The 26,812-nt window shown below is 54.1% G+C and carries 29 protein-coding genes and 1 pseudogene; 16 read left to right on the top strand and 14 right to left on the bottom strand.

Annotation, left to right across the window (positions count from 1 at the left end):
* Window positions 1–9 precede the first annotated feature (9 nt).
* The gene (locus tag ACR3EJ_RS20835) at window positions 10–648 is read left to right on the top strand and encodes a TetR/AcrR family transcriptional regulator (RefSeq protein ID WP_170547059.1); all 639 of its coding nucleotides are present in this window, start codon (window positions 10–12) and stop codon (window positions 646–648) included.
* A gap of 322 nt (window positions 649–970) precedes the next feature.
* On the opposite strand, the gene ACR3EJ_RS20830 is transcribed toward ACR3EJ_RS20835, so the two are convergent.
* The 5 genes from ACR3EJ_RS20830 to ACR3EJ_RS20810 all read right to left on the bottom strand — a co-directional run bounded on the left by ACR3EJ_RS20830 (window position 971) and on the right by ACR3EJ_RS20810 (window position 4,868).
* A complete protein-coding gene (locus ACR3EJ_RS20830) occupies window positions 971–2,347 on the bottom strand; it encodes an adenylate/guanylate cyclase domain-containing protein (protein WP_170547062.1) in 1,377 nt (458 codons plus the stop codon).
* 498 nt (window positions 2,348–2,845) lie between these two features.
* The gene (locus ACR3EJ_RS20825; protein WP_170547066.1) at window positions 2,846–3,157 is read right to left on the bottom strand and encodes a hypothetical protein; all 312 of its coding nucleotides are present in this window, start codon (window positions 3,155–3,157) and stop codon (window positions 2,846–2,848) included.
* Window positions 3,158–3,255: 98 nt separating this feature from the next.
* Window positions 3,256–3,753, bottom strand: a complete 498-nt coding sequence (locus ACR3EJ_RS20820) for a GNAT family N-acetyltransferase (RefSeq protein ID WP_170547069.1) — start codon at window positions 3,751–3,753, stop codon at window positions 3,256–3,258.
* An 81-nt stretch (window positions 3,754–3,834) separates the two neighbouring features.
* Window positions 3,835–4,338: an outer membrane beta-barrel protein gene (locus tag ACR3EJ_RS20815; protein WP_170547073.1), complete on the bottom strand. Its 504-nt coding sequence runs from the start codon at window positions 4,336–4,338 to the stop codon at window positions 3,835–3,837.
* 146 nt (window positions 4,339–4,484) lie between these two features.
* Complete coding sequence (locus tag ACR3EJ_RS20810) at window positions 4,485–4,868, bottom strand: hypothetical protein (RefSeq protein WP_170547077.1); 384 nt, start codon at window positions 4,866–4,868, stop codon at window positions 4,485–4,487.
* 335 nt (window positions 4,869–5,203) lie between these two features.
* Between ACR3EJ_RS20810 and ACR3EJ_RS20805 the strand changes: the two are divergent.
* Window positions 5,204–7,030: pseudogene (locus ACR3EJ_RS20805) on the top strand (type IV secretory system conjugative DNA transfer family protein).
* 174 nt (window positions 7,031–7,204) lie between these two features.
* Complete coding sequence (locus ACR3EJ_RS20800; RefSeq protein WP_170547086.1) at window positions 7,205–8,437, top strand: flavin-containing monooxygenase; 1,233 nt, start codon at window positions 7,205–7,207, stop codon at window positions 8,435–8,437.
* Window positions 8,438–8,492: 55 nt separating this feature from the next.
* Here ACR3EJ_RS20800 and ACR3EJ_RS20795 read toward each other — a convergent pair whose 3' ends face one another.
* Window positions 8,493–9,365 (bottom strand): LysR family transcriptional regulator, encoded by an 873-nt coding sequence (locus ACR3EJ_RS20795; protein ID WP_480423646.1) that lies wholly within the window; start codon window positions 9,363–9,365, stop codon window positions 8,493–8,495.
* Window positions 9,366–9,548: 183 nt separating this feature from the next.
* Here ACR3EJ_RS20795 and ACR3EJ_RS20790 point away from each other — a divergent pair, with 183 nt between their 5' ends.
* The 5 genes from ACR3EJ_RS20790 to ACR3EJ_RS20770 all read left to right on the top strand — a co-directional run bounded on the left by ACR3EJ_RS20790 (window position 9,549) and on the right by ACR3EJ_RS20770 (window position 12,687).
* Window positions 9,549–9,959: a GFA family protein gene (locus ACR3EJ_RS20790; protein WP_170547092.1), complete on the top strand. Its 411-nt coding sequence runs from the start codon at window positions 9,549–9,551 to the stop codon at window positions 9,957–9,959.
* 32 nt (window positions 9,960–9,991) lie between these two features.
* Window positions 9,992–10,186, top strand: a complete 195-nt coding sequence (locus ACR3EJ_RS20785; RefSeq protein ID WP_058272354.1) for a DUF1059 domain-containing protein — start codon at window positions 9,992–9,994, stop codon at window positions 10,184–10,186.
* 232 nt (window positions 10,187–10,418) lie between these two features.
* Window positions 10,419–11,039, top strand: coding sequence for a DUF1326 domain-containing protein (locus tag ACR3EJ_RS20780; protein ID WP_170547095.1), 621 nt, complete (start codon window positions 10,419–10,421; stop codon window positions 11,037–11,039).
* A gap of 28 nt (window positions 11,040–11,067) precedes the next feature.
* Complete coding sequence (locus ACR3EJ_RS20775; protein WP_170547098.1) at window positions 11,068–11,838, top strand: DUF2182 domain-containing protein; 771 nt, start codon at window positions 11,068–11,070, stop codon at window positions 11,836–11,838.
* 174 nt (window positions 11,839–12,012) lie between these two features.
* Window positions 12,013–12,687: a class I SAM-dependent methyltransferase gene (locus ACR3EJ_RS20770; RefSeq protein ID WP_170547101.1), complete on the top strand. Its 675-nt coding sequence runs from the start codon at window positions 12,013–12,015 to the stop codon at window positions 12,685–12,687.
* A gap of 248 nt (window positions 12,688–12,935) precedes the next feature.
* Here ACR3EJ_RS20770 and ACR3EJ_RS20765 read toward each other — a convergent pair whose 3' ends face one another.
* Together ACR3EJ_RS20765 and ACR3EJ_RS20760 are read right to left on the bottom strand one after the other, a co-directional pair.
* On the bottom strand, window positions 12,936–13,733 hold the full coding sequence (locus tag ACR3EJ_RS20765; protein ID WP_480423468.1) for a GNAT family N-acetyltransferase: 798 nt from the start codon (window positions 13,731–13,733) through the stop codon (window positions 12,936–12,938).
* A 190-nt stretch (window positions 13,734–13,923) separates the two neighbouring features.
* Window positions 13,924–14,313 carry a MerR family transcriptional regulator gene (locus ACR3EJ_RS20760; protein WP_170547653.1) on the bottom strand — a complete coding sequence of 130 codons (390 nt, stop codon included), beginning with the start codon at window positions 14,311–14,313 and terminating at the stop codon, window positions 13,924–13,926.
* Between the two features lie 89 nt (window positions 14,314–14,402).
* Here ACR3EJ_RS20760 and ACR3EJ_RS20755 point away from each other — a divergent pair, with 89 nt between their 5' ends.
* The 3 genes from ACR3EJ_RS20755 to ACR3EJ_RS20745 all read left to right on the top strand — a co-directional run bounded on the left by ACR3EJ_RS20755 (window position 14,403) and on the right by ACR3EJ_RS20745 (window position 16,109).
* The gene (locus ACR3EJ_RS20755) at window positions 14,403–14,726 is read left to right on the top strand and encodes a hypothetical protein (protein ID WP_170547655.1); all 324 of its coding nucleotides are present in this window, start codon (window positions 14,403–14,405) and stop codon (window positions 14,724–14,726) included.
* A 4-nt stretch (window positions 14,727–14,730) separates the two neighbouring features.
* Window positions 14,731–14,949, top strand: coding sequence for a GDCCVxC domain-containing (seleno)protein (locus ACR3EJ_RS20750; protein WP_480423466.1), 219 nt, complete (start codon window positions 14,731–14,733; stop codon window positions 14,947–14,949).
* Between the two features lie 402 nt (window positions 14,950–15,351).
* Window positions 15,352–16,109, top strand: a protein-coding gene (locus ACR3EJ_RS20745) for an IS5 family transposase (protein ID WP_170547657.1) whose coding sequence is annotated in 2 segments (ribosomal slippage) — window positions 15,352–15,673 and window positions 15,673–16,109 — 759 coding nt in all. Because the reading frame shifts where the segments join, the coding sequence is not laid out codon by codon here.
* Between the two features lie 433 nt (window positions 16,110–16,542).
* Here ACR3EJ_RS20745 and ACR3EJ_RS20740 read toward each other — a convergent pair.
* The 3 genes from ACR3EJ_RS20740 to ACR3EJ_RS20730 form a co-directional block, all read right to left on the bottom strand.
* The gene (locus tag ACR3EJ_RS20740) at window positions 16,543–16,815 is read right to left on the bottom strand and encodes a helix-turn-helix domain-containing protein (RefSeq protein ID WP_170547659.1); all 273 of its coding nucleotides are present in this window, start codon (window positions 16,813–16,815) and stop codon (window positions 16,543–16,545) included.
* A 72-nt stretch (window positions 16,816–16,887) separates the two neighbouring features.
* Complete coding sequence (locus tag ACR3EJ_RS20735; protein ID WP_170547661.1) at window positions 16,888–17,286, bottom strand: helix-turn-helix domain-containing protein; 399 nt, start codon at window positions 17,284–17,286, stop codon at window positions 16,888–16,890.
* Between the two features lie 38 nt (window positions 17,287–17,324).
* Window positions 17,325–17,855: a GNAT family N-acetyltransferase gene (locus ACR3EJ_RS20730; protein WP_170547663.1), complete on the bottom strand. Its 531-nt coding sequence runs from the start codon at window positions 17,853–17,855 to the stop codon at window positions 17,325–17,327.
* Window positions 17,856–18,064: 209 nt separating this feature from the next.
* Here ACR3EJ_RS20730 and ACR3EJ_RS20725 point away from each other — a divergent pair, with 209 nt between their 5' ends.
* Window positions 18,065–18,541 carry a MarR family transcriptional regulator gene (locus ACR3EJ_RS20725; protein WP_170547665.1) on the top strand — a complete coding sequence of 159 codons (477 nt, stop codon included), beginning with the start codon at window positions 18,065–18,067 and terminating at the stop codon, window positions 18,539–18,541.
* Window positions 18,542–18,703: 162 nt separating this feature from the next.
* Here the strand turns inward: ACR3EJ_RS20725 and ACR3EJ_RS20720 are convergent, their stop codons facing one another.
* The 3 genes from ACR3EJ_RS20720 to ACR3EJ_RS20710 all read right to left on the bottom strand — a co-directional run bounded on the left by ACR3EJ_RS20720 (window position 18,704) and on the right by ACR3EJ_RS20710 (window position 22,180).
* On the bottom strand, window positions 18,704–20,077 hold the full coding sequence (locus ACR3EJ_RS20720; protein ID WP_170547680.1) for an aspartate aminotransferase family protein: 1,374 nt from the start codon (window positions 20,075–20,077) through the stop codon (window positions 18,704–18,706).
* A 20-nt stretch (window positions 20,078–20,097) separates the two neighbouring features.
* Entirely contained in the window at window positions 20,098–21,582 is a 1,485-nt protein-coding gene (locus tag ACR3EJ_RS20715; RefSeq protein ID WP_480423463.1) for an NAD-dependent succinate-semialdehyde dehydrogenase, read from the bottom strand.
* Window positions 21,583–21,697: 115 nt separating this feature from the next.
* Window positions 21,698–22,180 carry an Lrp/AsnC family transcriptional regulator gene (locus ACR3EJ_RS20710; RefSeq protein ID WP_480423644.1) on the bottom strand — a complete coding sequence of 161 codons (483 nt, stop codon included), beginning with the start codon at window positions 22,178–22,180 and terminating at the stop codon, window positions 21,698–21,700.
* Window positions 22,181–22,249: 69 nt separating this feature from the next.
* Here ACR3EJ_RS20710 and ehuR point away from each other — a divergent pair, with 69 nt between their 5' ends.
* The 4 genes from ehuR (at window position 22,250) to ACR3EJ_RS20690 (ending at window position 26,808) form a co-directional block, all read left to right on the top strand.
* Window positions 22,250–23,638 carry a MocR-like ectoine utilization transcription factor EhuR gene (ehuR, locus tag ACR3EJ_RS20705; protein ID WP_170547555.1) on the top strand — a complete coding sequence of 463 codons (1,389 nt, stop codon included), beginning with the start codon at window positions 22,250–22,252 and terminating at the stop codon, window positions 23,636–23,638.
* 176 nt (window positions 23,639–23,814) lie between these two features.
* Entirely contained in the window at window positions 23,815–24,825 is a 1,011-nt protein-coding gene (dctP, locus tag ACR3EJ_RS20700; RefSeq protein ID WP_170547557.1) for a TRAP transporter substrate-binding protein DctP, read from the top strand.
* 122 nt (window positions 24,826–24,947) lie between these two features.
* Complete coding sequence (locus ACR3EJ_RS20695) at window positions 24,948–25,520, top strand: TRAP transporter small permease (protein WP_170547559.1); 573 nt, start codon at window positions 24,948–24,950, stop codon at window positions 25,518–25,520.
* Window position 25,521: 1 nt separating this feature from the next.
* The gene (locus ACR3EJ_RS20690) at window positions 25,522–26,808 is read left to right on the top strand and encodes a TRAP transporter large permease (RefSeq protein ID WP_170547561.1); all 1,287 of its coding nucleotides are present in this window, start codon (window positions 25,522–25,524) and stop codon (window positions 26,806–26,808) included.
* Window positions 26,809–26,812: the final 4 nt, after the last annotated feature.

Below are 26,812 nucleotides of genomic sequence, written 5' to 3'. Positions count from 1 at the left end.
TGAATCATGATGAGCACAAAAAAAATTGTACCGGTTGGAAGCACGACAGACATTCGTTCAATAGAGAAAAAGGCCTATCATCACGGTGACCTGCGCGCTGCACTCATTGAGGCAACCCGACAACTGGTAGAAGAAAATGGTCCCGACAATTTTTCGGTGTCCGAGGCTTGTCGGCTGGCTGGGGTGTCTACCGCTGCGCCCTATAAACACTTCAATGACAAGACCGAAATGCTTGTCGCCGCGGCTCTTGAAGGGATGGACCGGCATCGAAGCAAAATGCTTACCGCGCTGGAAAGTGTCCCTGAAGGATCACCAGAACGCATCACCGCGATTGGCATGGAATACGTTTCTTTTGCTCTCAATGAGCCGGGGATTTTTCGGCTAAAATTTGGCGGGTTCACCGATCGTATTGCTGATCCGCTTCTGGAAGAAAGCGGGCAACAGAGTTTTGGAATTCTCTTGTCAGAGGTTGCGAAATGTCTGGGTGAGCCGGGAATCACAGAGGAGGTTCGCCGCCGTGGCTTTCTGCTATGGAGTTTCGTGCACGGCCTGTCATTCATTCTGCATGACAAGGGTCTCGCAGAAAAAGGCGCGGAATTTGATTTGCATGACCTTCTAGAGGATGTTTCGGAAAGAATGCTGCGTTGAATGCTTTCTGGTAAAGGCCTGTTTGACTCACTTGGACAGAGGGTTGCTTCAACATCACAGAGTACCTTGAGCGTATATCACCGCTTTCGTCCGCACCAAAGTACTAATGCAAAGCGTACCAAACTTCCACTTCCCGCCGAAGCTACCGACATACGCGCTCATTCATCAGTTTCGCAACCTGAAGGAGAAGTTGTGCGAATTTGAATGAAATCTTGGGCTGTGACCATATGCGCAGACCTGTCAAGCAATCGGATCAACATGTTTGAGGTGACCGGACAGTGTTGTGTTCGTGCCGACGGATGCTCAAAGTCCGTGTGCATTGTTAGCTCGCAGTCGCATCACACTGAGTATTGATTGAATTGTAAATCCACACCCCGATTTGCTCGCGTTTACCCCTTAAGTCTTGCATCCCGATATACTTCAGATTTGATTTCAGCGGTTGTATGGCCTTGCTTGTTTGAGTGATCGAGTTGATGAGATCGTCGCTGACCGCCAAAGGTGTTTTCAACCCCCGGGTAAGTGTTTCCAATCTGCTTGCAACATTCACCGTATCTCCTATGACACTGTATTCCAGCCGTCGTTGATTGCCTATGTCGCCAGCGATGACGGGGCCGAAATGAACCCCAATTCCAACTTGGACAGGGAGAAGCCCATTTGCATTTCTCTCATCGTTCCAATTTTTTAGCGATTCCAGCATTTTGAAGGCACAGTTCAGTGCATTTTGAGCATCATCCGGATCAGGCTCCGGCGTGCCAAAAGTCGCCATTAGTCCGTCACCGATGTACTTGTCTAACGTTCCACCATTCTCAAACACGGCTTTGCCAAGCCGGTCATGATACTCTCGAAGAAAGGCGATAACATCATTTGGTGTGTCGTGCTCGCACATCGTAGTGAAGCCAACGACGTCGACAAACATGACCGCTACGTTTTGCTCACGAGCGGTTGCCAGCTTCCCTTCTGACGTGCTCAAACGGTCCACTACATTGGGAGAAAAATAGCGTGCTAAGCTGGCGCGCGACTTTTCTGTCGTAATTCGACTTTCTACAAGTTGGCGGGATCGGCGCACGACCGTGGCCAAACCAACCGTCACAAGAAGACAAACTATGATTTCCTGCGCCCAGAACCCCAAGTAGATAAAGTTTGGATCTGCACGCGCCTCCAAAAAACCCTCAACAGATTGCTCTGTGAGATCAAGATTTGAGAACGTGTCGGGGAAATGCAGAAACCAGACGAGCATTCCTGTGCGCGCGACAATGATGCAGAGGCCACACCACAGAACGAGACTTGGGCGGAAGCTGAACGCGGCTTGCATCAAAAACAGGTAAAAGTATGAAAACTGGCTGCCGTTCATGAGTATCGCCGGCGGCATATCTATTTCGGAGAACGGGCCTTGGCTGCTGGTAACCAGCGCAAGTAAAGCACAGTCAATGGCCACAAAAACATATTTCGCGGGGCGCCCTAGCAAACCGTCTTTGGCACAATAGAACTGAAAAAGACCGAGAATGGCGAATATCGCGACTTGTGAAATCTCGTATAGAAAACTCAGCCCGTGACTTCGCGTATCGACTGCAACCCAGACCATGACGACACACAGAGCAAGTGTTCGAACTTTGGCTGCCAGCATCAGACCTTGGCGTTCAGCCTCGACGAAGGAAGCGTCGTTGCGTTGATCCAGTCTACGATGGGCGTCTCCATCCAATGATAGACGCTTGGCTGCCGGCTTCCGCGACCCTATCACTGCAATTCCCTCCAAAATTGAAAACCATTACGGCCTCAGCGAATACTGAAACGAGTTCATTTCTCGGTCCACGTGATACTCAGGACCATGCGGGAGCGAGTGAATGATAAACCACCGTTGGCACGGTTTCCATGCACGCGCACAAAGATCGAGCGGCGGAAAGCATCATTTTTCGGCGTCTTAGCCATCCGAAGTTGTCTTATTCAAATAGGCGTTGGCGCCATCGGATTAAAATTGGTTACTGGTCATTTTTCGCGGCCTCAACAATCCGTTAGTGTCCCCGGAAAATGTGAATGAAGCCAAAGCAATCACTCTATGCGAACCACAGGCCGGTTTTTCAATTCTCATTACCTTCGAATTCCTTACAACCGAACCGGACATTCGTCATTCATGGTGAATAGCCGCCTACCTCCAAGTGTGGCCCATACTTGAACTGTGCCCAACGGCCTAACTGGGGTCTCATTCTCTATTGGAAATGTACAGATCAAATTCTCTGAATATCTCCGGAGCTCGGTCGCAAAGGCCTTTGTCTCTTACTGTCGCCATTTTCCCAACAACCTTGGTAGCCTCAACCTCTTTTGGGAATTGCTTTGAGACATCAGCCTCGACCGTAGTGAGGATCTCAGAGCGTTTTATGTCACATGCCTCTGCCAAGCCAACCATGGCTCCGACATCCTTGGCAAACATGCTTTCATCTTCGGATTCAGCATGTAAGGCGGTGGTGCACAGAGCGAAAATAGCAGTAGCGGTTTTAGTCAAGTTTTTGATCATTGGGATTCTCAAACATATGATGTTGGGGATGACGATCTGATCGGGCGACTGATGAAGCTGACCCACGCTCGAATGGTCCGCGGAATAGACTGCGCAGTTCAATGGTATCTATAGACCAGGTCTAAGGTGTCACGCCGCTCGGCCTTTGCCTCCAAAACTCCTCCAAGCCGCTCAGCAAGGCGGCAGGAGCGGAGGTTGTTCGGGTCGATATAACTGACGAGAGACCGGGTCACGTTCCATGTACAGGCCCAGTCTCGCAGCGTTCGCGCAGCTTCAAACGCATAGCCTTTTCCTTCGGCATCAGCGTAAACGAACCAACCCAATTCGGGCTCAGGGAAAAGAGGTTCGGAATTGATGCCAACTTGCCCCAGGCATGCTCCTGTAGTGCGGTCTTCCATCATCAGTGCCCCGTGCCCCATGAGTGTCCACTGAGCTACGTCATGACAGAAAATCCCCCAGGCCATATGCTCCGAGACCGGGCCTCCCATGAACTTTGAGCGCTCAGACGTCATAAGCGCAAGATAGTCGGGCCAGTCTGCCATTTTCGGTGGTCGAAGTAGCAGTCGTTCAGTCTCAAGCGTTGGTATTTCAGTCACCTGGTGGCTCCCGGGAATTGAATTATGAGTGGGGGGCAATTGCCTGCCCCCCGCTGGCGTTAGGCTCTCAAATGCCTTCCGTCAGAACTTGTAAGACACCCGAAGCGCAACAGAGTCAGCTGTGATGTCGTCAGCTGACGTGTCATATGTGTCTCGCAGGTATTCAAGGCCGACCAGAACTCTGTCCGTTGCGCGATACGTAACGCCGACGCCAGCAGAGTAGCCATCTTCACTGATGGAACCGCCGTCTATGTTTGCATAGCCAATGACGCCGTAGAGATACGTCCGGCCAAATACGTGTCCGCCTTTGAACTTCAGGCGTATTGTATCCACCTTTTCAGTCTTGCCGGCGGAATCGATCTCGGCACCCGCATCGTAGGTAAATTCACCGCCGAACACGTAGCCATCATAATTGTGAAGGTAACCCGCATGGAGACCTAGCGCAGCGTTTCCATTGTCGTTATCGGCTTCGGAAATATCGACCGCTGACAGCTGTATCCCGGCATTGAATCCGACCCAGCTTTCGTCGGCCAGCGTTAGTGTAGGCATCATGATTGCCAATGTGATCATCGTGATGGTTTTCATTTCGTAAGTCCGTTCTCTTGTTCATGTGGACAGGGTTATCTGCTCGTTGGACCTGCACTATGGTTCAACGGGTATTGCTTGCTGTTCGTCGGGGCATTGGATGTAGTGCCGGCCTTTTGCAGATCGGCGGTGATCCAACCCTCAGATCAAAGGATGGGTTTGGGCTTGCTGGTCAATTGCAGCAGTTTTCCCGAGTCGTCATATCGTGCAGTGACGAGAATCCGCCGCGCATGGGCCACTTCCAAAGGCCCACCGACTACCTCCCAGAGCCCGAAGGTAAAGAGGTCCAGCGTTCCGTGGCCCGCTGCTCGGGCAAGGTTTGGCTTTGTTCTGGGTTCGACGTCATAGACGGCCACCCAATCACCATTGGCTTGTTGCTGTAGCTGCTCGGGCGACCCCAACTGCCGTTCGACATCCATCCGGGTGGCCTCCTGGCTGACGACGCTCAGGTCTGGACCATCACTGCCTTTTGCGGCCATGTTTGCTGCACACCCGCTCAGCGCAACGCCAAGGGTGAGCGCGACCACCATTGACCGCACGGGCCAAACACAGTTCACAGTACATTGAGCTGGAGTGCTTTGGTTGCGAGGGGATTCCGAAGAATTAGGATTTCCCGATCCCGGTGATTTCCAGAGGTTTTTCATAGTATTACCGTATCTTGATTGGGTTGTGAGTTTTGCCAGAACAATGGCCGTTTGAGTTGTGCTTCAGGTCTAAAACCGATTGCAGCCTGGCCTGGTTGTTTGTCAGCCTCGAAGTTGATGACGATCCGACCTCTTGTCCGATGGGACGTCAAAGTTCTGATTGCGGCCTGGATTTGCGGCAAATCGAATGGGATCTCCGCTTCAATGGGTGAGCGTATGTTGTGTTTGGCGATGCTCAGCATTGCTGCGTAGGCATTGTTCCGCGGCAGCGAGGCACTAAAATAATACCGAGGACCGCGAAGCTTTGTCGCGATACTGCGACAAACAATGTGCCCGATGCCCGAAAGAAGCTCGGTTCTGGACAGCTTGCGTTCACCAATGTGCCGAACAGGGCCAACGATAGTGATGAACCGACCTTTGCATTCGTGGCGGCTGCGCTGCGTGGTCCCTCAACGAAATACGGTGATGCGAGTTTTGCAAAGGCCCCTCAGCTCGTTCAGGAGGGCTATGCTTCGGTGCTGAAGCTCAAAGACCAACTGGATAGTGAAATCGTGTTTGCCAAATTTGGTGAGCCAAAGGACAAAAACGCGATCTACTATAAGCCCGGCCCCGGCGTTCAGAAGCCACACGCGTTGTTCATTGCCCCCTCTGGCTCGGGTAAAACCAGCGGCTTTGTGATCCTAAATGTCCTGCGTTTCAATGGTTCATGCGTCGTCCTGGACATCAAGGGCGAGATATTCCAGACAACCGGCGCACGGCGGGCGGCAATGGGTGATGAGGTATTTGTGTTCGACCCTGAGAACCCGGAAAAAAGCCACAGCTATAACCCGCTGAGGCGCGCAGCTCGCGCAGACAATCTGGATCGACGCTGGGAAGAAGTGATTCAGGTCGCAACCCAGATGTTCGACACGCCTTCCTCGTCCGCTCAGGGCTTTTTGGGCGGCGTCGAAGGCATGTTCTGCGCGATGGCGATGTTGGCAATCAAACGAAAACGGCCATACATTTCCGAGATCCTGCGCCTGGTCAAAACGACCAAGCAAAAGGATTATGAAAAGATGGCCGAAGAAGTAGGCTATGCCCGGGCAGCAGATGAGTTCCTGAATCTTGCAGCCGAAGAATCCAAAATCCTCCGGTCAACGATTTCGGTTATGAACAACTCCGGCCTGCAGCTCTAGCGCAACCCGTCTGTGGCAAGAGCGACGCAGGGCAATGACATCAACTTTGAAGATCTGCGTCGGCGCCCCACCTCGATCTACTTTTCTGTACCGGGGAAAAAGGTCAAAGAGTTCCGGACACTCATCCGCCTGTTCTTCCTCGATCTGGTGAACACAATCGAAACCGTTGAGTCGGGCGAAGATGAACCGTTCAAGGTTCTGATCCTGCTCGATGAGTTCCAGCGTCTCGGCCATCTTGAGCGCGTTGTTGAAGCCTATGACACCATGCGATCGTTCGGCGGCAGGCTCGTTGTGATTTCTCAAACGCTGTCGCGCCTGCAGGACATTTATGGGCATGAAGGTGTTCGGGCGATGCTGGCAAACGCCGGGACGCAGATGTTTGCGGCGTCCGAAGATTCAGAGGTACGCGAACACGTGTCCAGGTCCATCGGTGACAAAACAGTCATGAGCAAATCGAAGTCTCGGGCGCTCGGCAAAATGGAAATGGGCAGCATATCGGAACGCGAGGAAGGCATTCGCCTGCTCCGGCCGGAACACGTTGGCCGATTGCCGGAGAATGAGGTTGTGCTGATCCGCGAAGGCAAGATGCCGGTCATTGCAAACAAGATCCGATACTTCGAAGATCCCTATTTCATGCAGTTTTTGGGTGGCGAAAGCCCGAAGATCAAAGGAACGCACCTTGATCTCGCTGCAGAGCAAGCCAGGGACACAGCAAAGGCGCTGGCTGAAGCGAAACCGGCCCCTGCCCCGGCGGCGGGTGAAGTTTCAGAAAACGATAAGGCGGTGAAGGCGGCATTCGATGCTCAGCGGGTTGAGGCAAAAACCAAGGCGACGACGGCCAAACAGTTGGCGATGGGAAAACTGGCCCGATAAAAACGGGTTTTATCTTATGAGCTGGAAACAAAGACTACGAGCAAAGTCAACTTTGGCGCTTGTCTTGCCGCTGAGGCTCGACGCAGAGAATGGTAACTCAGAGCCCAAAGCGGACATTGATTCGTTGAAGCAACTAGCTGTCGCCGATAGAGTTTCATAGAGAGGTTTGCTGCTATGTACACCCTGATTGACACTGTGGTTGTGGGCGGAGGTCAAGCTGGTCTTTCCGTTAGCTGGCACTTAAAGCAGGCTGGTCATGATCACGTTGTTTTGGACCGCGGGCAGATTGGCGATACATGGCGAAAACGCTGGGATTCGTTCTGCCTAGTCTCTCCTAACAAACTCTGCCGACTTCCAGGTTTCCACTACCATGGGGATGATCCCGATGGTTTCATGCTTCGCGATGAGATCGTCAACTACATCGAAGACTATGCGAGAAGTTTTGGTCCGCCCTATCGAGCGGGTGTCGAGGTGGCTAGAATCGAAGCAAGTGCAGGACCGGGGCGGTTCAAACTAACCACATCAGATGGCGAAATCAGAGCGCAGAACTTGATCGTCACCGTCGGCACGCATCAACACCCGAATATACCAAGTTGGCACTTCGATTTGCCCGAAAGAGTTACAGGCATACATACGTGCGACTATCGCAACTCAGCGAGCCTACCGGATGGTGCGGTATTCATTATTGGAAGTGGTCAGTCAGGGTGTCAGGTCGCTGAGGACCTGCATTTATCCGGGCGGGATGTACATCTTGCAGTGGGCAGTGCTGGCCGCATCCCACGTCGCTATAGGGGGCGCGACATATTTGAATGGGACTTGGCGACTGGCTACATGAACATGGCAGTAAAAGATCATCCCAAAGGGACAGATATCCGGTTCAAAGCCCACCCACATCTCTCTGGGCGAGAGGGGGGGCGTACAATTGATCTGCGCCAGATGGCGCTCGAGGGGGTCAAGCTACACAGCAAGGTTGAGGGTATTCAAGAGGGGTGCCTGATTTTGGCGGGCGGACTTGAAGAGACACTCAATGCAGTGGACGATGTGTGTCGCGCGGAAATGGAAAACATCGACACATTCGTTGCAGAGAATGGACTCAATGATCCCGAGGAAAATGTTGCACCGATCAACTGGCAGCCCACACCTGAACCAACGTTCTTCGACTTGGCTGCAGCAAATGTTGCAACCGTTATATACGCAACTGGGTTTCACCGCGATTTTGGATGGATCGACTTGCCAGTCTTCGATGAGACTGGCTATCCGCTATATGAGCGAGGTACTACGGATATAGCAGGCCTGTACTTCTGCGGACTGCATTGGATGCATACACAAGGGTCTGGCCTGTTTTATGGCGTGGGCGAGGACGCGGAGTATGTAGTTGATCACTTGATTTCCACTTCGAACAAATGAGGTGCGCGACAGCCTCGAGCCTAGCTTGGTTCGAAAGTTTCCAACTGCAACTAGATCAGTTTTCGGACGTGTTTGCCGATACGACTTGCGACTGAGACATAAGCCAGTTGACGAACACCTTAGCCTCGGGACGCTGAAATTCTGCTTGAGTCTGGATGTAGTAGACGCCGAAGAGTGGCTCAGAGAACAATTCAATCATCCGACCAGATGAAAGATCTTCCTCAAAAAAAGCTCTGGCAGAATACGTGATACCGTCACCCCGGCGAACCGCAGTCATGATCAGGTTCCCCGGCATGTGATTTATGGTCAATGGCTCGGCAGGAACAACCCCGTGATAGGTGAACCAGTCAGCCGCCTCGTTGGTGCCCAGTTCCTGTAACCAGGGCAGCTTCGTTAAAGATGCCGGGTCACGCAGGTCTTGGTCTCTCACCAATGAAGGTGCTCCGATCACTACCATGTCGGTGACAAGGACAGTATCCTCTTTTTTTCTTGGCATGCGTCTGTCGTGATACCGAATGGCGACATCTATACCGCCGGGGCGTATCTGAACCAGTTCCGAAGTTGGGTTCAGCATCAAAGTGATCTCTGGGTGTTCACGTTGAAAGTCTGCCATTCTCGGCAATAGCCACTCCACCGCGAATGCTGGTGACATGGTCACTTGAACGGGACGCTTTGCTGTGTGTTCTGCCAGTCGTTCGACACCCCTTCCAATGATTTCAAAGCCGATACCCAGTTCACGTGCAAGCATGATGCCTGGCTCGGTCAACTCAATGCTGCGCCCACGTTTAGCAACGAGAGCTACACCCAAATACCTTTCCAACGATTTCACCTGCTGGCTGACAGCCGCTTGGGTCACGTTCAAGCGTTCAGCCGCCACGGTGTAACTCCCTGCTTCCGCAACCGCTGAGAAAGCGCGCAAAGCGTTCATCGGGGGAAGGTGCAACCAATCCATACTGTAGATTTTCTAATGTTTAGCTAGACTATTTGAGTCGCATGATATCGGCATTCTTGACATTATTCACAGTGAAATCTGCGCTGATTTTATAAAATATTGGAGCGGATGCTTTAGTGCTAATGTCAACCTAGTCGCACGTCATGAGAGCTTGATAAGATGGAAAAACTTCAAGGTGGATGTTACTGTGGTGCTGTTCGATACCAGTTAGCAACCCCACCAGCTTGGTCGGGTCATTGCCATTGCCGTTCATGCCAAATGGCCCTTGGCGGTGCCTTTGTAACTTGGGCTAAAGTAGCAGCGGAAGACTTCGCAGTTATCAAAGGCGAAATCCAACACATTGAGAAAACTCCGGGTATTCGCCGCGGGTTTTGTCGGGACTGCGGAACGACGTTGACCTATGCCGCCCTAAATGAAGTTGAGGGCCAAGACTGGAGCGCTGATGCGTGGTTTTCTGCTGTGACGTTGGACGACCCATCGATTGCGCAACCCAAGGCCCACGTCTTCGTGTCACATCAGCAGCCATGGATAAAACTCGACGACGGGCTGCCGACGTTTCCTGAGTTTTGATCAACTTTCCCGTCCAGAAAGAGGAGAAAATGATGAACACCGCATTTTCATATGCCTGCAAGGATTGCGAGGGCATGGAGGCCTGCCCAGGCAAAGTGATCGCAGCGACCAAAGATGAAGTATGGAAACTCATGGAGCTCCACGCGGTGGTCGCTCATGGAGAGGACCCCAGCTCGTGGGATGCCGACACTCGGGCATATCTGGGAACATTGATAAAACCAGCATGATCAAATCAGTTAAGCTTCGAACCCAATGATATTTCGGTTTGGATCGCTTGGTGACGAATGGCGGCTTTGTTGCGAAGGACCGGCTTGGGCTGCCAACCAGCTAATCATGCAAGCTGTAGGGATAGGCAGCTCTGTGCCCTGAGGAGACATGGTTAACCTTCTGGTTGATTGGTGAAAAGCAGCCTTTCTGCTAAAATGCAGCCGTAGAAAATGTGGGATGGGAGGAGAAATCATGTCTTGGAATGTTTCAGGGGAACTCGTCGAAACCTGCAATTGCAACATGCTTTGCCCATGCTGGTTCGGACAAGCTGACCTTATGCTCTTGGACCAAGGGTATTGCGCGACATCCCTGTTGATACGCATTAGCGAGGGCTCTCATGAAGGCGTGGACCTTACTGGCCAAAACGCGATTGTCTCATTGCATTTCCCCGGGCCGACACTGTTCGATGCGAACGGCACCGGGCGAGTGTACATTGACGAAAACGCCAGCGATGCGCAGGCGGCGGCATTGGAGACTATCTTGCAGGGTGCGTCCGGCGGCGGCATGGAGGTGCCGGCAAGCCTTTTGTCGACCTGGCTTCCGACCAAACGCGCCGGAATCAGCGTGACCGAGGCTGATGGCGAACTAACCGCAAGCGTGGCCGGTGTGGGCGAGATGAAATCCCGTCGCCTGGTCAATGACCTCGGCAACAAGATGAAACTGCAGAACGCCGCGTTCAGCCTCGCCTTCGGGCATGAGGGGCATGAAGGTGATCTGGCCCCCAGTGAAGGAACCACTTGGAACGACGCGGATATGCCCGTGACCTGGACGGGCCGGTCGGGTGTGGTCGGACAAGTCGCTTGGGCCGGCTGAGGCCGGGCCGGATCTTCAGGCCATCATAATGAATGCTGTAGGAGACGCACGACGAGATCGGGCGCTGGTGCTGGCAGCGCTAGTCGCGCTCACGGCGCTGGCGTGGGCCTATACAATTTACCTCGGGCTTGGTTCGTCCTCAATGACGATGGTTGGCGACATGGCCATGCCGATGATGATGCAGTGGTCAGTCGCGGATTTTGTCTTCATGCTTATCATGTGGGCGGTGATGATGTTCGCGATGATGCTGCCTTCGGTTACACCCGCCGTAATGATCTACGAGCGGGTCCGCGCGAAGCGGGAGGAGGCAGGGCGACCCTTCGTGCCAACGGGCAGCTTCGTGGCGGGGTATCTGTTGGTTTGGCTGGGGTTCTCGCTGGCGGCGACTGTATTGAATTGGTGGCTGCACACTGGTGGCGCGCTTTCCTCAATGATGGGGAGGGTTGCGCCGACTGTGGGCGGCGTGATGTTGATACTCGCCGGGTTGTTTCAATGGACGCCGCTCAAGAACGCTTGCCTGGAGCATTGCCGCTCGCCCATGAGTTTTCTGACGGCTCATTGGCAGGAGGGGTCCCTGGGTGCCGCGAAGATGGGGCTTCACCACGGGGCCTACTGTCTTGGCTGCTGCTGGATGCTGATGGTGCTGTTGTTTGTATTGGGCGTTATGAACCTGCCGTGGGTTGCCGTACTTACAATCGTGGTGTTGGCGGAAAAGACGTTGCCATTCGGGCGGTTTCTGAGTCGTGGATTGGGCATGGTTTTGATTTTCTGGGGCGGATCGCTGATCATGCTCGCCTGAGGAAACGTTGGTGCATTCACAGGCTGGATAAATGCCACCACAGAGCGATCTTCAACACGTCGCCGGACAAGCAATTTCTGCGGGAGATTAAGTTCCGCTCCGAACCCAAAACGGAAACAGGGGAATTGGTGTGCTAATCTGTTGCAGGACAATTCAGATTTGCTGGAGTTAGCAATGACTCACATCGATCACCTAAAATCGATATGCGAACTTAATGGGCTTCAAGTCGTCGATGTTGGTGCGGGTGACGGCGTCTATTCGCGAGACTTGTACGCAGCAGGGGCCAAAGTCACCGCAATAGAAATAGATCCGGACAAAGTTGCGAAGGCCAAAGAATATCTTCCAAGAAATATAGACGTTAGGCTTGGGGCTGCCGAAGATCTGCCCCTCGACTCCGGCTCGCAGGACCTAGCGTGTTTGTTCTTCTCACTTCATCACGTTCCAGTGGAGGCTCAGAACACTGCGTTCACTGAAATTCGCCGCGTTCTTGGAAGCAGTGGGCGGTTGCACATAGTGGAGCCCTATCCTTATGGGACAATGTTTGACGTTGTACGATTGGTGGAAGACGAAACCCTCGTTCGAACGCATTCTCACGAAACACTTAACCACTTGGACGGAGTAGACGGATTTCGGTTGGAAAACAAAAAAGAGTACGTCCTTACTCGTGAATATCCGAGTTTCGAAGCGTTCCTGGAAAAGATTGTTTGGCCGGATCCAGATCGTTCTAGAGCTTATGAAAAGGTTTCTTCCGACGTGGAAGACGCATTCAACCGGTCGGTCGAAACCCTTGATGGGAAGATCGTTTTACACCAGCCGTGCGCCGCATACCACTTTATCGTTTCCTGTTAACGGCTGCCATACCGCGAGATCCAGCTCCGTATGGCAATTGTGCCCACATAGCGATCCTTGGAGATTATTCGATGAAATCATGGACGCGGCCTTGGGTTCGGCAAAGCAATTGGCCAGTAACCTCCGGCAAGCGGCTACAACTAGCCCAATGCAGACTAGAACTCGTCCTAATCTTAGTTTTTTAAGAAGTTTCAGTCAGGTTCGCGCGAGTGTCGTTGATATAACGCGACAACAAACTTCCGAATGGCTCACTTGGTCAACCGATCTTCCGAGTATACATTCGGGTCGATGATCGCGACTATGTCGCTGCCGCTATGCTCCAAGCCAAGTCTTTCGCACAACCGTGCTGATGCAACGTTGCCCGGGGCAATGCCTGTCTTGAACCCAGTTGCGCCAAGCTTTTCATGAGAGTGTATCATAGCTTTGGCCCCCAAGACTTTCGCTACACCTTCACCCATGCGTTCAGGCTTGGTCGAAAGTTGCCCCCATTGAGCGCGACGATGCAGCCTACTGCTGGGCGGATGGCACAGAACTGAGCCTGCGGTTGCAACGGGAGCACCTGAGCTGTCAAAGACGACCATCGCAAATCCAGGGCGAGACAATCCTCGCATAACTGGCCCTATTGGCGGCAGAACACCGTGGCTCATCGCGACTTCTGCGAAAGCTTCAAGCCATTCTGGCGGAGAGTCTCGATCAATTACACGTACGGTCAAATCCTCGGGCAACGCCCGTGTGGCAATTATTTTCCGAGCAATGTCAACACAGTTCAGGCCGCCAAGGTAACAAGCTATTGTGTCGGTTTTTAATCCCTGACTTTCAATGACTTCTCGCGTCTTTGCCACCTCCTGACGCGGTATGCTTTCTATCGCCGTGATGCCAAGTACTTGGGCCATTGCAACGGCATCATCCAAAGCCCCGTTGTACTCGTTGACAATTTGAATACCGCGCCCATGGCTACAAAATCGAGGGTCATCACCCAATAGCTGGATAAGGTGCTCACCCATGGTCGACATGCGTCGCTGTGCATCACTTCCAAATACTTCCATGGGTTATCCTTTGGGCCGCCGCAAAATGGTTCGCCGATGATCGTTTGATATGAGTTGCGTCGTCAAGCGCACGTCAGACGCGAGACCGCGACGAAAAGAGAGTTATTGGTCGAGGGTGAATGTCAACTATGTCCGCAGTGCGGTTTCTCACGACAATTCGACGAACGATCGCACCGAGCCAAAAGTTTCACTAGTTGGTACGCAGTTTTGAGAGCATGGGGCAGGAGACATTCCCGCTGTCGCAGTTGGCTGTGAGTTCGTTTAGCGCTGCTTCCAATCGCTTCAGCTCGTTTATCTTTTTACGCACATTGAAGATATGAAGCTCAGCCAGCTCTTTTACGGATCGGCAATCTTCTCCGCCGCCTTCGGACAGGCTGAGAAGCGTCTTTGTATCGGCTAGTGGAAAGCCCAAATCACGGCATTTTTTCAGGAAACGAAGCCTTCCAACATCGTGCGCGGAGTACATCCGCCGGTTATTCGGTGCCCGTTCTGGTTTGGGCACGATCCCTTCGCGTTCATAGTAGCGGATCGTTTCAATGCCGACACCGCTTTGCCGGGATGCTTCCCCAATCGCAAACATGTGAGTTTTCCCGTCTTGATCCTGTAGCGACTACAGAAGTTATACGAGAGGCTGACACTTCGACAACTCCAACTAGTCAAGGGAATGAAATGCAAAAGTACCTTAGCGTTAGTTATCTGGGGTCACTGTCAGCACTCGGCGTCGCGACTTGCTGTGTATTGCCCATGACAATGATGTTGCTGGGACTAGGAGGCAGTTGGCTGGCCATTTTCGGAAAGATCGCGGCGGCAAGCTACTACGTATTGGCGATTTCGACGGCGCTTGTCGCTATATCGTGGCTTGTATCTTATCAGCGCGGTTCCCTAACAAAGTTGAAATGGTGGCTTTCGGGGACGACCGCAATCACCGCGTTAGCTTGGGTCGTCGTCTTTAACGAGGCCCGGATCAACGATTACCTGATAATGCAGATGTGAAACAATGACAGAGCAAACTGTAGTGCTTGAAAGCACCCTGACGTGCCCAAAATGCGGTCACAGCGAAACCGAAATAATGCCGACGGATGCTTGCCAGTGGTTCTATGAATGCAAGTCTTGCGCAGCGGTCTTGAAGCCGTTGGAAGGGGACTGTTGTGTCTACTGCTCCTATGCCACGGTGCCTTGCCCGCCGATCCAGAATGGCGATAGGTGTTGCGGATGACAAAGTCTGCTTTGGTCCGCGGAGCGGTTATTTCACGAATGACCGAATCGAGCCCGAAGGAGACCTATCGGAAAATTGCTGCTTGCGCTCGCAGCGCCACGACCCGCTGCAATACCGAATTTCTCACGCTGCATGGCAGAAATAAATGGATGGCCGCTGTTGGAGGTTCATGAGATGTTCCAAAGCTGCGATTGCAGTAGGCCACAGTGAGCCCATATCGGAAGCCTTCGAATTTCTCTGCGCACCCTCGCAGCATGAATATCGCAACGGGCGCTCTGTTTACGACGCTGCGCGGCGGCATGGATAGGCCCCTCGCGACGAACTAGTCTTTAGTGCTAGGGTCAGGACCCATTGATTTCTGCGGGGTTGCGTGATTCACGGTTCGAAAAACGAGCGGTGAACATGTCTGATCTGTTTTGGCTGACCGACGCCCAGATGGCGCGTCTTGAGCCCTTCTTCCCAAAGTCTCACGGCAAACCCCGCGTAGATGACCGGCGGGTGTTGAGCGGGATAGTCTTCATTAATCGCAATGGTTTGCGCTGGCGCGATGCGCCGAAGGAATACGGCCCGCACAAGACGCTCTACAACCGCTGGAAACGTTGGAGCGACAAGGGCATCTTCGCCCGGATGATGGCCGGATTGGCCGCTGAGCACGGCGAAGATAAGGCCGTGATGATAGATGCGACCTACCTGAAGGCGCATCGCACAGCGACCAGTTTGGGCGTAAAAAAGGGGGGCGTGGACGCCTGATCGGTCGGACCAAGGGCGGCATGAATACGAAGCTGCACGCTATCTGCGACAGCAAGGGGCGCCCACTCAACTTGTTTGTGACGGCTGGGCAGGTCAGCGATTACATCGGCGCACGGGCGTTGTTGAGCAGCCTGCCAGATGTCGAATGGCTGCTTGGGGATCGCGGATATGACGCTGATTGGTTGCGGGAAGCGTTGAAAGACAAAGGGATACGCGCGTGCATCCCAGGCCGGAAGCAGCGGAAGAAAGCGGTGAAGTACAACAAGCGTCGCTACAAACGTCGCAATCGGATCGAGATCATGTTCGGAAGGCTGAAAGATTGGCGGCGAGTGGCAACCCGATACGACAGGTGCCCAAAGGTCTTCCTCTCAGCCATCGCACTGGCGGCTACCGTCATCTATTGGCTATGAGTCCTGACCCTAGTGTTGTCCTTGTTCGAGGCAGCTTCCGCGACCTTATATGCCAGGACTAGAAACCTTCTGTTGGGGCGAGAGCTTCAAGCAGGTCGGAGTACTCTGGCGGCAGCAATGGCTTGAGGAAAAACATCGTCGGATTTTTTGGCAAAGCGTTGGCAAGGGTTATGTCAGAGAAATCACATTCTGCCGTCCTTCTTGGCACTCTCTTCGAACGAGAGCTCGCAAGAAACTAATCTGTAAAGAAAAAGGCTTTGCAGAGCGGCGCGAAACAAAAGAATAGGCAACTGAAACGGTATCAGATCAATTTAATCTGACAAGACCGCGCGGAACCCCGCCACGATCAAAACTGAGCCAAAGAACTGCTGCTGAAAGAGATTTTGACTTTATTGAGGCAACGGGAATGCGTACTTGCAGGTGAGTGCCGCAGTCAACCGTGTTGGCGTAGTCGCGCCGCTGTTTCTTTCGGATGAGCATCCAGCAGTGCCAGAAGTTTGAACGCAGGCCCTCCAGGGCGGCGGGTGCCATTCTCCCACAATTCGTAACCAGGTTCGCTCATCCCAATAAGTTCGGCCATTTCCGTCACGGTCAAACCGGCCTTTTCGCGGACCTCAAGAGGGGTCGCGCCGGGCTCGGATTTGGTGTCCGAACGGGTGCCTTGCGCCGGATCAACGGGCACAAGGCTGGGATCCGGTCCTGTCATCATCTGCTCCTATTTTTTTGTCATTTGAGGCAAGGCCATAGGTCATGCCTCAAGTTCGCGTTTACGCCGATGTCAAAGTCTGGCACGCAGGCGTTTTTCGACAGTGCTCAGCTTGCGGGTGGTCTGTGTCATATCCGTCCGGAGGCTCCGGATCTCATCGAGGATGCCTTGAATATCCTCCGATCCCGAAGGGGCGTCTGTCGGTTCAAGCACACCGTCTCCCTCACCGCTCAGAAGCCAAACCAGAGAGACCCCAAGAATGCCGGACATCATCTGCGCCTTGTTTGCACGCGGCTCTGTACGGTCCTCTTCCCATCCCTGTACAGTCTTCAGTTTCACGCCCAGGCGGGAGGCCAGTTTTTTCTGTGAATACCCCACGGCTTCGCGCGCGGCGACGATCCGGTCGCCCAGAGTTGCCGCTTCGTCACCGTAGTATGGGGTGTCGTTTGATATAGTCGTGGCTACGTTCATTCTGCTCTCTCACTTTGATTGAAAATGTCTTGGCGCGGTCAGGCCGCGCGTTTGCTACGATCCTCAAGACGGATCGTCACAAGGTTGCTGTTTTCATGGCGGCGATATGGGGTCAGTGCTTGCGTGATGAAAGGTTGGATGGCCATCCGGGACCGCTGCCATTGTGCAAATCGGCGAAACAACGCCCAGGTGCACTCGTCGTTGGACGCAATCACCGTCTGAACACGAGTGACATCGGAGCAGACGTCCCGACGCATCACCTGGCCCAGCATCAGCGACGCAAGACCCTTGTCCGCCTCACCCTCTGAAACGCCGACCTGCCAGATAAACAGGGTTTCCGGGTCATATGGCAGAACATAAGCCAGCATCGCGCCGACCAAGTCTCCACCCAGTTCTGCAATAACCGAGAATTCTTTGTAGTCATCAAACGCCGCCAGTTCGCCAAGCAAATCACCAAAAGCTTCCTGATCCGCGGTTCTGGCCAGCGAAGACACAGCTGCACCGTCTTCCGGCAAAGGGGGACGCAAAACCGGAATAGGTTGTTCGAACAACTCCAAAGAATGCTGCATGTACCGCTCCATCAATAAACTTTGATTAGCTAAGTAACACAGGCAAGCCGAAACTTCAAAAGACGAAGATAAATTTTACTGAATCGTCATGAATCTGCCGATTTTAACAATTTTTTAATTTGTAAGGCTAACTATACAGATTTCCATTAACGCTTGAGCAATCAATGCAATTTTGACAATCTCACTCCATTCGAATGCGGAGTAGATACATGGATCGTATCGACAGCAGCCTTGTCGCCCTGCGCCGAATCCTGCGCGCCACCGAGATGTCCGGCCGGGAACTGGCGCAGTCCGCCGGGCTGACCGCGGTCCAGCTTCGTGTATTGCAGGTGATTGGCGAGACCGGGCAAACCACGGCTAAAGCAATTTCAATGCGCATGCATGTCAGCCAGGCCACTGTCACTGCGCTTGTGGACAAGCTGGTCTCGGGCGGCATGGTCTTGCGCGAGAAATCCCTGACCGATCGACGGCAGACCAACATCCTGATCACGGATCGAGGACGGCAAACCCTTAAGGACGCTCCTGATCCGCTGCAACAGCTCTATGTGCAGCGGTTCAAGCAGATGGAGGACTGGGAGCAGGCGATGCTTGTTGCCGCGCTCGAACGGGTTGCGACGATGCTCGACGCCGAAGGCCTTCAGGCCGGCGCGATCCTGACAACCGGTGATTTGAACAAGGCGGAATAAAAACGGGCCGGAATGACCGGCCCAATCCGGACCTTGCCGATCTCGTCAAGCGCTGCGATGCAGCTTCATCAGACTGGACTTTGGCTGAAACTGCGAAATCAGGAGCTGACGCCCAAGCACGTTCGAATCGTGACTCTGCGGTGTGGCAATGAAAAGATGTGCCTATGCAAAGTCGGTGGAAGTAACCGCTCGGCGTGTTGCCTCGACGATCCGGTCGGCCTCGTCGCGCGTGAGGCATAGTGGAGGGGCGAATCCCAGTATGTCGCCTTGCGGCATGGCTCTTGCGATGACGCCTTCCCCCAAGAGCGCTCCAGCGACCTTTGCACCGATGCCTTTGTCGGGCTCGAAGAACAACCGGGATGAAGGATCACGCGCGAATTCGACGGCGCAGAGCATACCCTCGCCGCGTATTTCAACGACGTTTGGATGGTTACCCAAGGCTTTTTGCATCTCGGCATTCAGATAGGCGCCGGTGGTACCTGCGTTACTTACCAGATCCAGCGAGTCTATTAGCTGCAGATTGGCAATACCGGCGGCGGCCCCGATGGGATGGGCGGAATATGTCCATCCATGACCGATGGGGCCGTTTTCATCTGTCCCCTGCTCCAGAACAGACCACATCTTTTCGGACACGATCGAACCGGATAGCGGCGCGTAGGCCGAGGTCAGGCCTTTGGCGATTGTGATGATATCCGGCTGCAATCCATAGTGCGTCGAGCCGAACATGCTGCCGAGCCGTCCGAAGCCGGTGACCACCTCATCTGCGATCAGCAGAATATCGTATTTGTTCAGCACTTCCTGAATGGCCGCCCAATACCCTTCAGGCGGCGGGACGATCCCGCCGGTTCCAAGGATGGGTTCGCCAATGAACGCAGCAATCGTGTCTGGCCCTTCGGCAAGGATCAGGTCTTCGAGACGGGCGGCGCACCAGTCGGAAAATTCCTGTTCGCTCATACCAGCTTCGGGGCGGCGCAGGTAATACGGTGCTTCGGTATGAATGACCTGAGCCAACGGCAGGTCGAATTTCTTGTGGAACAGCTCAAGCCCGGTTAGCGACCCGGTCATCAGGCCAGACCCGTGATACCCCCGCCACCGGCTGATGATCTTCTTCTTTTCGGGGCGGCCAAGGATGTTGTTGTAGTACCAGACAAGCTTGATGTTGGTCTCATTTGCGTCAGAACCACCCAGTCCGAAATATACCTTGGACATATGATCCGGCGCGCGATCCAGGATCATTTTGGCAAGCGTGATCGACGCTTCGGTGCCATGTCCGACATAAGCATGATAGTACGCCAGTTCCTTGGCCTGTTCCGCGATCGCATCGGCGATTTCCGGACGTCCATAGCCAACGTTGACGCAATAAAGCCCGGCAAAGGCGTCAAGCAGACGCTTGCCATCCCGGTCTTCGATATACACACCTTCTCCGCCTGTGATGACACGAGACGGTGTCTCGCCCCGTGCGTGGTTGGCCAGATGTGTTGAGGGGTGAAAGAAATTCTCGCGATCCCATGCGGCCAGTTGATCATTTGTCAGCATTGTTTTGTTCCTCGCCTTTGTCACGTCCAGTCGCGGCAGACATATTTGATTTCTGTGAAAGCCTCGAGCCCTTGTCTGGCGCCTTCGCGCCCAAGCCCGGACTGTTTGACGCCGCCGAACGGGATCGGCGCGCCGGTAATTTTGGTCCGGTTCACGGCAACCATGCCGAATTGCAAGGCCCGGCTCGTTCGATAAATTCGACGCGGGTCCTGTGTGTGGACATACGCAACCAGCCCGTATTCCGTCGCATTTGCGATCTCGACCGCCTCCTCCTCGGTATCGAAGGGCGTGATCGCTGCCACCGGGCCAAATGTCTCTTCGTGGAAGATCTTTGCGCTTGTCGGCACTTTGCTAAGGACAGTGGCCTCAAAGAACAAGGGGCCTTTGTCCGATACTTGCCCCCCGAGCAGGCAGTGTGCGCCCTGTGCGACAGCGTCTTCGACCTGTTCGATTTGCTTTGCGACAGCTGCCGCGTTCATCAGCGGGCCGAGGTCCGGATCGTTGATCCCCGCATCCATTGAAAGCGCCGCTGTGGCTTTGACGAATCGGTCGACAAATTCATCATAGATGGGGCGTGCAACAAGGTACCGGTTGGCGCCGAGGCAATCCTGACCGGTAGTTGCGAATTTCGCGTTGATGGCTTCGCGCACAGCGACGTCCAGATCGGCATCTTCGAAAACGATGAAGGGGGCGTGCCCACCAAGTTCCAGGACCAGCCGTTTAACGGTTTCTGCCGACCGGGCATAAAGCATCCGCCCAATTTCGGTGCTGCCGGTGAAGGAAAGTGCCCGCACCCTGGGGTCGGTCAGCCAGGGCTCGACCACTGTTGCTGGGTCTCCGGTCACAACATTGAAAACACCATCCGGAAAACCGGCTCGATCAGCGAGCTCGGCGAGGGCCAGCGCAGAAAAAGGCGTTTCTTTCGAAGGGTGGACAAGCACGCTGCAGCCCGCAGCTATGGCCGCTGCCGCTTTTCTCGTAATCATCGCACAAGGGAAATTCCACGGTGTGATCAGGGCAGCGACACCAACCGGTTCGCGCCAAAGCTCAACCTCGGCCGTATTCAGATGCGACGTGACACCCTCGATATTGGGTCTGCGGGTTTCCTCTGCGTAGAATTCCACAAATGATGCAGCATAGTCGATTTCGCCGCGCGCCTCAGAGATTGGCTTGCCCTGCTCGGCAGTCATGATCTGCGCGAGGTCCTCTCGGTTGGCCACAATCAGGTCATGCCACTTTCGCAGCACATGCGCCCGGTCCTGCGGCAGCGACTTTGCCCAGGAAGTAAATGCACGATGCGCCACATCGACCGCACCTGCGCTGTCTTCGCCGTCAATCACGGCGACATGACCCAGCACATGTCCCGTGGCCGGATCGGAGACGCCAAATTCTTCTCGGCGGCGTCCGGCAATCCACTGATTTCCGACATAGGCGAAATGCTTGAGCAGTGAAGCATCCGAAAGATTTATCGTTGGAGCGTGAGTAAGGTCAGTTTCTGCAAGCATAAGTGCAACTCCTGGACAAAGGCTGCATCCTTGTTAGCGCGAGAAGCCGGAGAGGGTGTTTCTGATTGTGGGGCTTTGGGCAGACGATTCCTCTGAAATCAGCCTGGGTAAAGCGTCACTTTTTCTGCGCGCCGTCGAGGACGGCAAACGGGGGTGCGCTGGCCTTGACTGTCGATGTGACGATGTAGGTGAAGTATCGCGCCAGCCCGAGATCGGCGTGCAGAAGTTCGTCTATGAAGCGTTGATACGTATCCACGTCTTGAGTCACGACTTGAAGGATGTAATCAAATCCACCGCCCAATGCCCAGCATGCGGTGACTTCCTCGCACTGAATGACGGTGTTTTCGAAAGCACGGAAATCCTTTGCCCTGTGTCGTTCCAATTCGACGGTAACGAATATCGTGACGCTGGGGCCGAACGCCGAAAGCTCGATATCCGCCCGGTAGCCCCGGATCAGCCCTGAATTCTCCAGCCGTTTCAAACGTTCCCAACAGGGGGTCGGAGAGAGGTTCACGCGCTTGGCGAGCTCAGTTTTCGATATCCGGCCCTCGTGGCTCAGGATGCGCAGGATTTCGAGGTCCCGATTGTCAAGTTGAATGCTCATATGAAACCAATCCGAAATCGGAATGTACTTGTCAATTGTATTGGTATTATTCAGGATAATATCATGACAAAATGGCCGATACAAAAACAAGATCTGGTGCGCCCGGCTTACCGTTCGCTGGCGAGAAAGCTGGTTGAGGCGATTGAGAGCGGCGACTTGCCCGCCGGGACGCAGCTTCCGACCCATCGGGCGCTGTCGTATGAGCTGGAGCTGAGTGTTCAGACAGTCAGCCGTGCCTATGACGAGTTGAGCCGTTTGGGCTTTATCAGCGGAGAGGTCGGACGCGGCAGCTTTGTGCGTGGGCGCGATGGTGATGCTCAGGTGCCGTGGAATCGCGCGTTGGGTGGTTTGGACATTATTGACCTCTCAATGCTCGCCCCTGTCACCAGTGACATTCACGCAGAATGTATGGCTCGGACGCTGAGCGAGCTGTCCAAGGACCTGCCTCAAAGCACACTCGTTTCATTTCGACCGCGCTCGACACTGGAACGACATGTCACCGAGGCCGCGCGCTGGATCACATCGGGCGGGGTGCCGGTCGACCCCGAGCGCGTTATTCCGACAAATGGCAATACCGCGGCCATGAGCGTCGCACTGCAGACGGCCGCCTTGCCGGGCGAGCTGGTTGTGACTGAAACGCTGGGCCACCATACGCTCAAATCGCTGACCTCGGCGCTGGGTCTGCGCCTGCAAGGCCTTTCCATTGACGCAGAGGGTGTTGTGCCCGAGGCATTTGAGGTGGCGTGCAAAAGTGATGCCGTCAAGGCCTTGTTTGTAATGCCATCCGGACTTGGACCGACTTGCGCTTTTGCAAGCGCCGAGCGCAGACAGGCCTTGTGTGATATTGCAAGAAAGTATGGTGTCTGGATCATCGAAAGCGATGCCTGGGGTCCGATCAACCCTGCAAGATCCCCGGCCTTTGTTGAACTGGCGCCGGATCAAACCTTCTACTTTACCGGGTTGACGAAGTGCCTGCTGCCCGGGTTGCGGCTTGGCTGGCTGGTGGTTCCGGAATCGATGATATCGGCCGCGCGGAACCGTCATCTTGTCACGAATTGGATGGCGACGCCCCTTATGGCCGAGATTGCCACGCGCTGGATCGTGGATGGGACAGCGCAAACGCTTTTGAAGTGGCAAAGGAAGAATCTCGACCGCAGAAACGCAATCGTGAGATCAAAGTTCGGTCCACTTGATTTTGCTTCTTCGCCATATGGAATGCATGTCTGGCTTCCGCTGCCGGAGCCATGGAAAGCGCGGGATTTTGTCGAACATGCGCGCAACGAAGGTGTCGCGGTTGCAGCGTCCTCGAATTTTCGGACCGGAGAAGAGGCCGCGCCGGAAGCCGTCCGCATTTGTGTCGGAATCGGGACAGAGCAAGAGCTTGCAAAAGGACTGATTATAATCGCCCGTTTGGCAGGCAATTCGCCGGAACCGGCGCTCCTCGCAATCTGAGTTTGCACGGAAACACTGGATAAAATTGTCATGATTTAATAATTAAATTGACATGATTAGAATTTCCGAAAAAGCATTGGCCGCGTCAGGGCCGGATGCTGTGTCATGCGCCCTCGAAGTTACCAGCGGCCAATCAGGGCCAACCTGAGACGTGCCAATGAAACAGGGAGTCAAACATGACAATTAAGAAATTTGCTGCAGCGGCGTCTGCACTTGCAATGTTGATCGGAGCAACCTCCGCCAGTGCCGACAACTGGCGCTATGCCATGGAAGAGGCGCTGACTGATCCGCAGGGCATGTATGCTTTGAAGTTCAAAGAGGTGATCGAGGCCAATTCCGATCATACCGTTCAGATCTTCCCCATCGGCTCGCTTGGGGAATCCGCTGATGCCATGGAACAGGCACAGGCCGGATTGCTTCAGTTCATCGATCAATCGCCGGGCTTTACAGGCGCGATGATCCCCGAGGCTGAGGCGTTTCTGGTGCCGTATGTTCAGCCGACGGACCCGCAGGAAGTTCGCAAGTTTTTCAAAGAGGGCGTCGCGGTCAACGAGATGTTCCACGATAGCTACCGCGAACAGGGCCTTGAGCTTTTGGCCATGTTCCCTGAGGGCGAAATGGTCGTGACCACTATGGAAGAATTCCGCACCCCCGAAGATATGGAGGGTATGAAAATTCGCACCATGACATCGCCATTGCTTCTGGAGACATACAAAGCCTTTGGCGCGTCTCCGATTGCGATGCCATGGGGCGAACTGATCGGGGCCTTGAAAACCAACATGGTTGACGGGCAGGAAAATCCTACGGTCTGGATCGAAGCCTATGATCTGGACAACCTCACCAAGGTCATGACCTATACCGGCCACGGACAATACACGACTGCCGTCATGGCAAATGTCGAATTCTATGATGGGCTGAGCGACGAGGACAAAGCCCTTGTTCAAAAGGCGTCGCAGGAAGCTTTGGACTATATCCTCGATGTGGCGGTCGAACTGGACGCCATTGGCTTGAAAAAGATCCAGGAATCCAATCCCGACTATAAGATTGTGCGCCTGACAGACCAAGAACGCGAAGCGTTCAAAGAACGGGCTGCATTGGTGGAAGCTGCATTTATCGAGCGGGCAGGACCACGTGGTGAGGCCATCCTTGAACAGATGAAGAAAGATCTGGAAGCGGCGCGGCAATAGGCTGCACCAGAGGAACTAAACCACTCACGGTGCACTGCGGGCCCTTTCCAAAATTCTGAGGCCCGCAGGCCGTTAAAAAAATCAAAGCGATGCGCCGGGCCGGCTGGCATTGGGGAGAGAAGATGAACAATACGCCAGACAAAAAAGGCGGCGTGACGGGTCTGATCAACAGTTTGGACAACGGTATCGCCGCGCTGGAACGTGTGATCATGGCCACGGGCGTGATCCTGATGGCCGTGAATACTATTGCCAATGTCATCAGCCGGTTCATGTTCAATCACTCGATCATCTTCGCGGAAGAACTGAACAGCATATTCATTTTGTTGGTGACGTTTGCGGGGCTTGGCTACGCCGCGCGGCACGGGCGCCATATTCGGATGTCAGCCATTTCCGATGCAATGCCAAAGCGCATCCGGAAGGTTCTGATGATCATCATCACGGGGTTCACTTCGATACTGCTGCTGCTTCTGGCTTGGTATGCGGTGCAATACATCGTCAGTATTCAATCGAAGGGGCGCGTTTATCCTGCGCTTGGATTCCCCGTTTACCTCAGCTTCCTTTGGGTCCCTGTCGGGCTGCTCGTCTCGGGCATTCAGTACGCGTTGACCTGCCTTCAAAACCTCAAAGAGCCGGAAATCTATCTGTCCACGGATCTGCGCGAAGCGGATGCGCAGGAACTGGAATTGGAGCTTTAATATGGCCCTGTTGATGTTTTCCGTAATGGTCGTGCTGCTTCTGCTGGGCTTTCCGATGATGGTTCCGCTGATTGCCGGGGCGTTCATCGGTGTCGTTCAACTGTTCGGTTCCATCGAAAAGACCGAGTTTCTGGTTCAACAGATGCTTGGGGGAATCCGGCCCGCGTCCTTGATTGCCGTGCCTATGTTCATATTGGCAGCGGACATCATGACACGGGGTCAGTCCGCAGGCCGTTTGATCGATATGGTCATGGCCTTTGTCCGCCACATTCGAGGGGGTCTGGCGGTCAGCACTGCGACGGCCTGCGCCTTGTTTGGCGCTGTGTCGGGTTCCACCCAGGCAACCGTTGTCGCTGTGGGTACGCCCTTGCGGCCCCGGATGCTCAAAGGGGGCTACAAGGATTCATTCATCCTCGCCCTCATCGTGAATTCGAGCGACATCGCGTTTCTGATCCCGCCAAGCATCGGGATGATCATCTATGGTGTGGTGGCAAAAGCATCCATTCCTGAACTGTTCATCGCGGGTCTTGGGCCGGGCATTCTGATCCTGATTATGTTTTCGATCTACAGTGTCATCTATGCCAAGCTGAACGATGTCCCGACCGAGCCGAAAGCGTCTTGGAGCGAACGGTTGGTCGCGATCCGCGGTGCCCTGTGGCCACTGGGTTTTCCCCTGCTGATCATTGGCGGGATTTTCTTCGGTATTTTCAGCCCGACAGAGGCGGCTGCAATCAGCGTGGCCTATGCGCTCTTCCTGGAAGTGGTGATTTTCAGAACCATGAAAATCACGGACCTTTATCAAACGGCCCTGTCGACTGGAATGGTGACCGCCGTGGTCTTTATCCTTGTCGGTGCCGGGGCGGCATTTGCCTGGGTTTTGTCCTTCGCGCAAATCCCGCAGCAGCTGCTGGGGGCACTTGGAATTGACCAGATGGGTCAGATCGGTGTGTTGTTCACAATTGCGATCGCATTCTTCATCGGCTGCATGTTCGTGGACCCGATCGTCGTGATCTTGATCTTTGTTCCAATCTTTGCACCTGTTGTCGCGCAAACCGGGCTTGATCCGATCCTGGTTGGCACATTGATCACGCTGCAGGCCGCAATCGGGTCTGCCACGCCACCCTTTGGATGCGATATCTTTACCGCGGTGGCGGTGTTCAAGCGGCCCTATCTTGAGGTCATCCGGGGAACACCACCTTTCGTGTTCATGCTTCTTACCGTCTCGGTTCTTTTGATCTTCTTCCCACAACTGGCGCTTTTCCTGCGCGATGTGGCCTTTGGCAAATAGGGGG

This window comes from Ruegeria sp. AB11 (assembly GCF_056536325.1).
The sequence above is the reverse complement of the archived record's forward strand: the minus strand, read 5'-3'. Positions and strand labels throughout refer to the sequence as shown.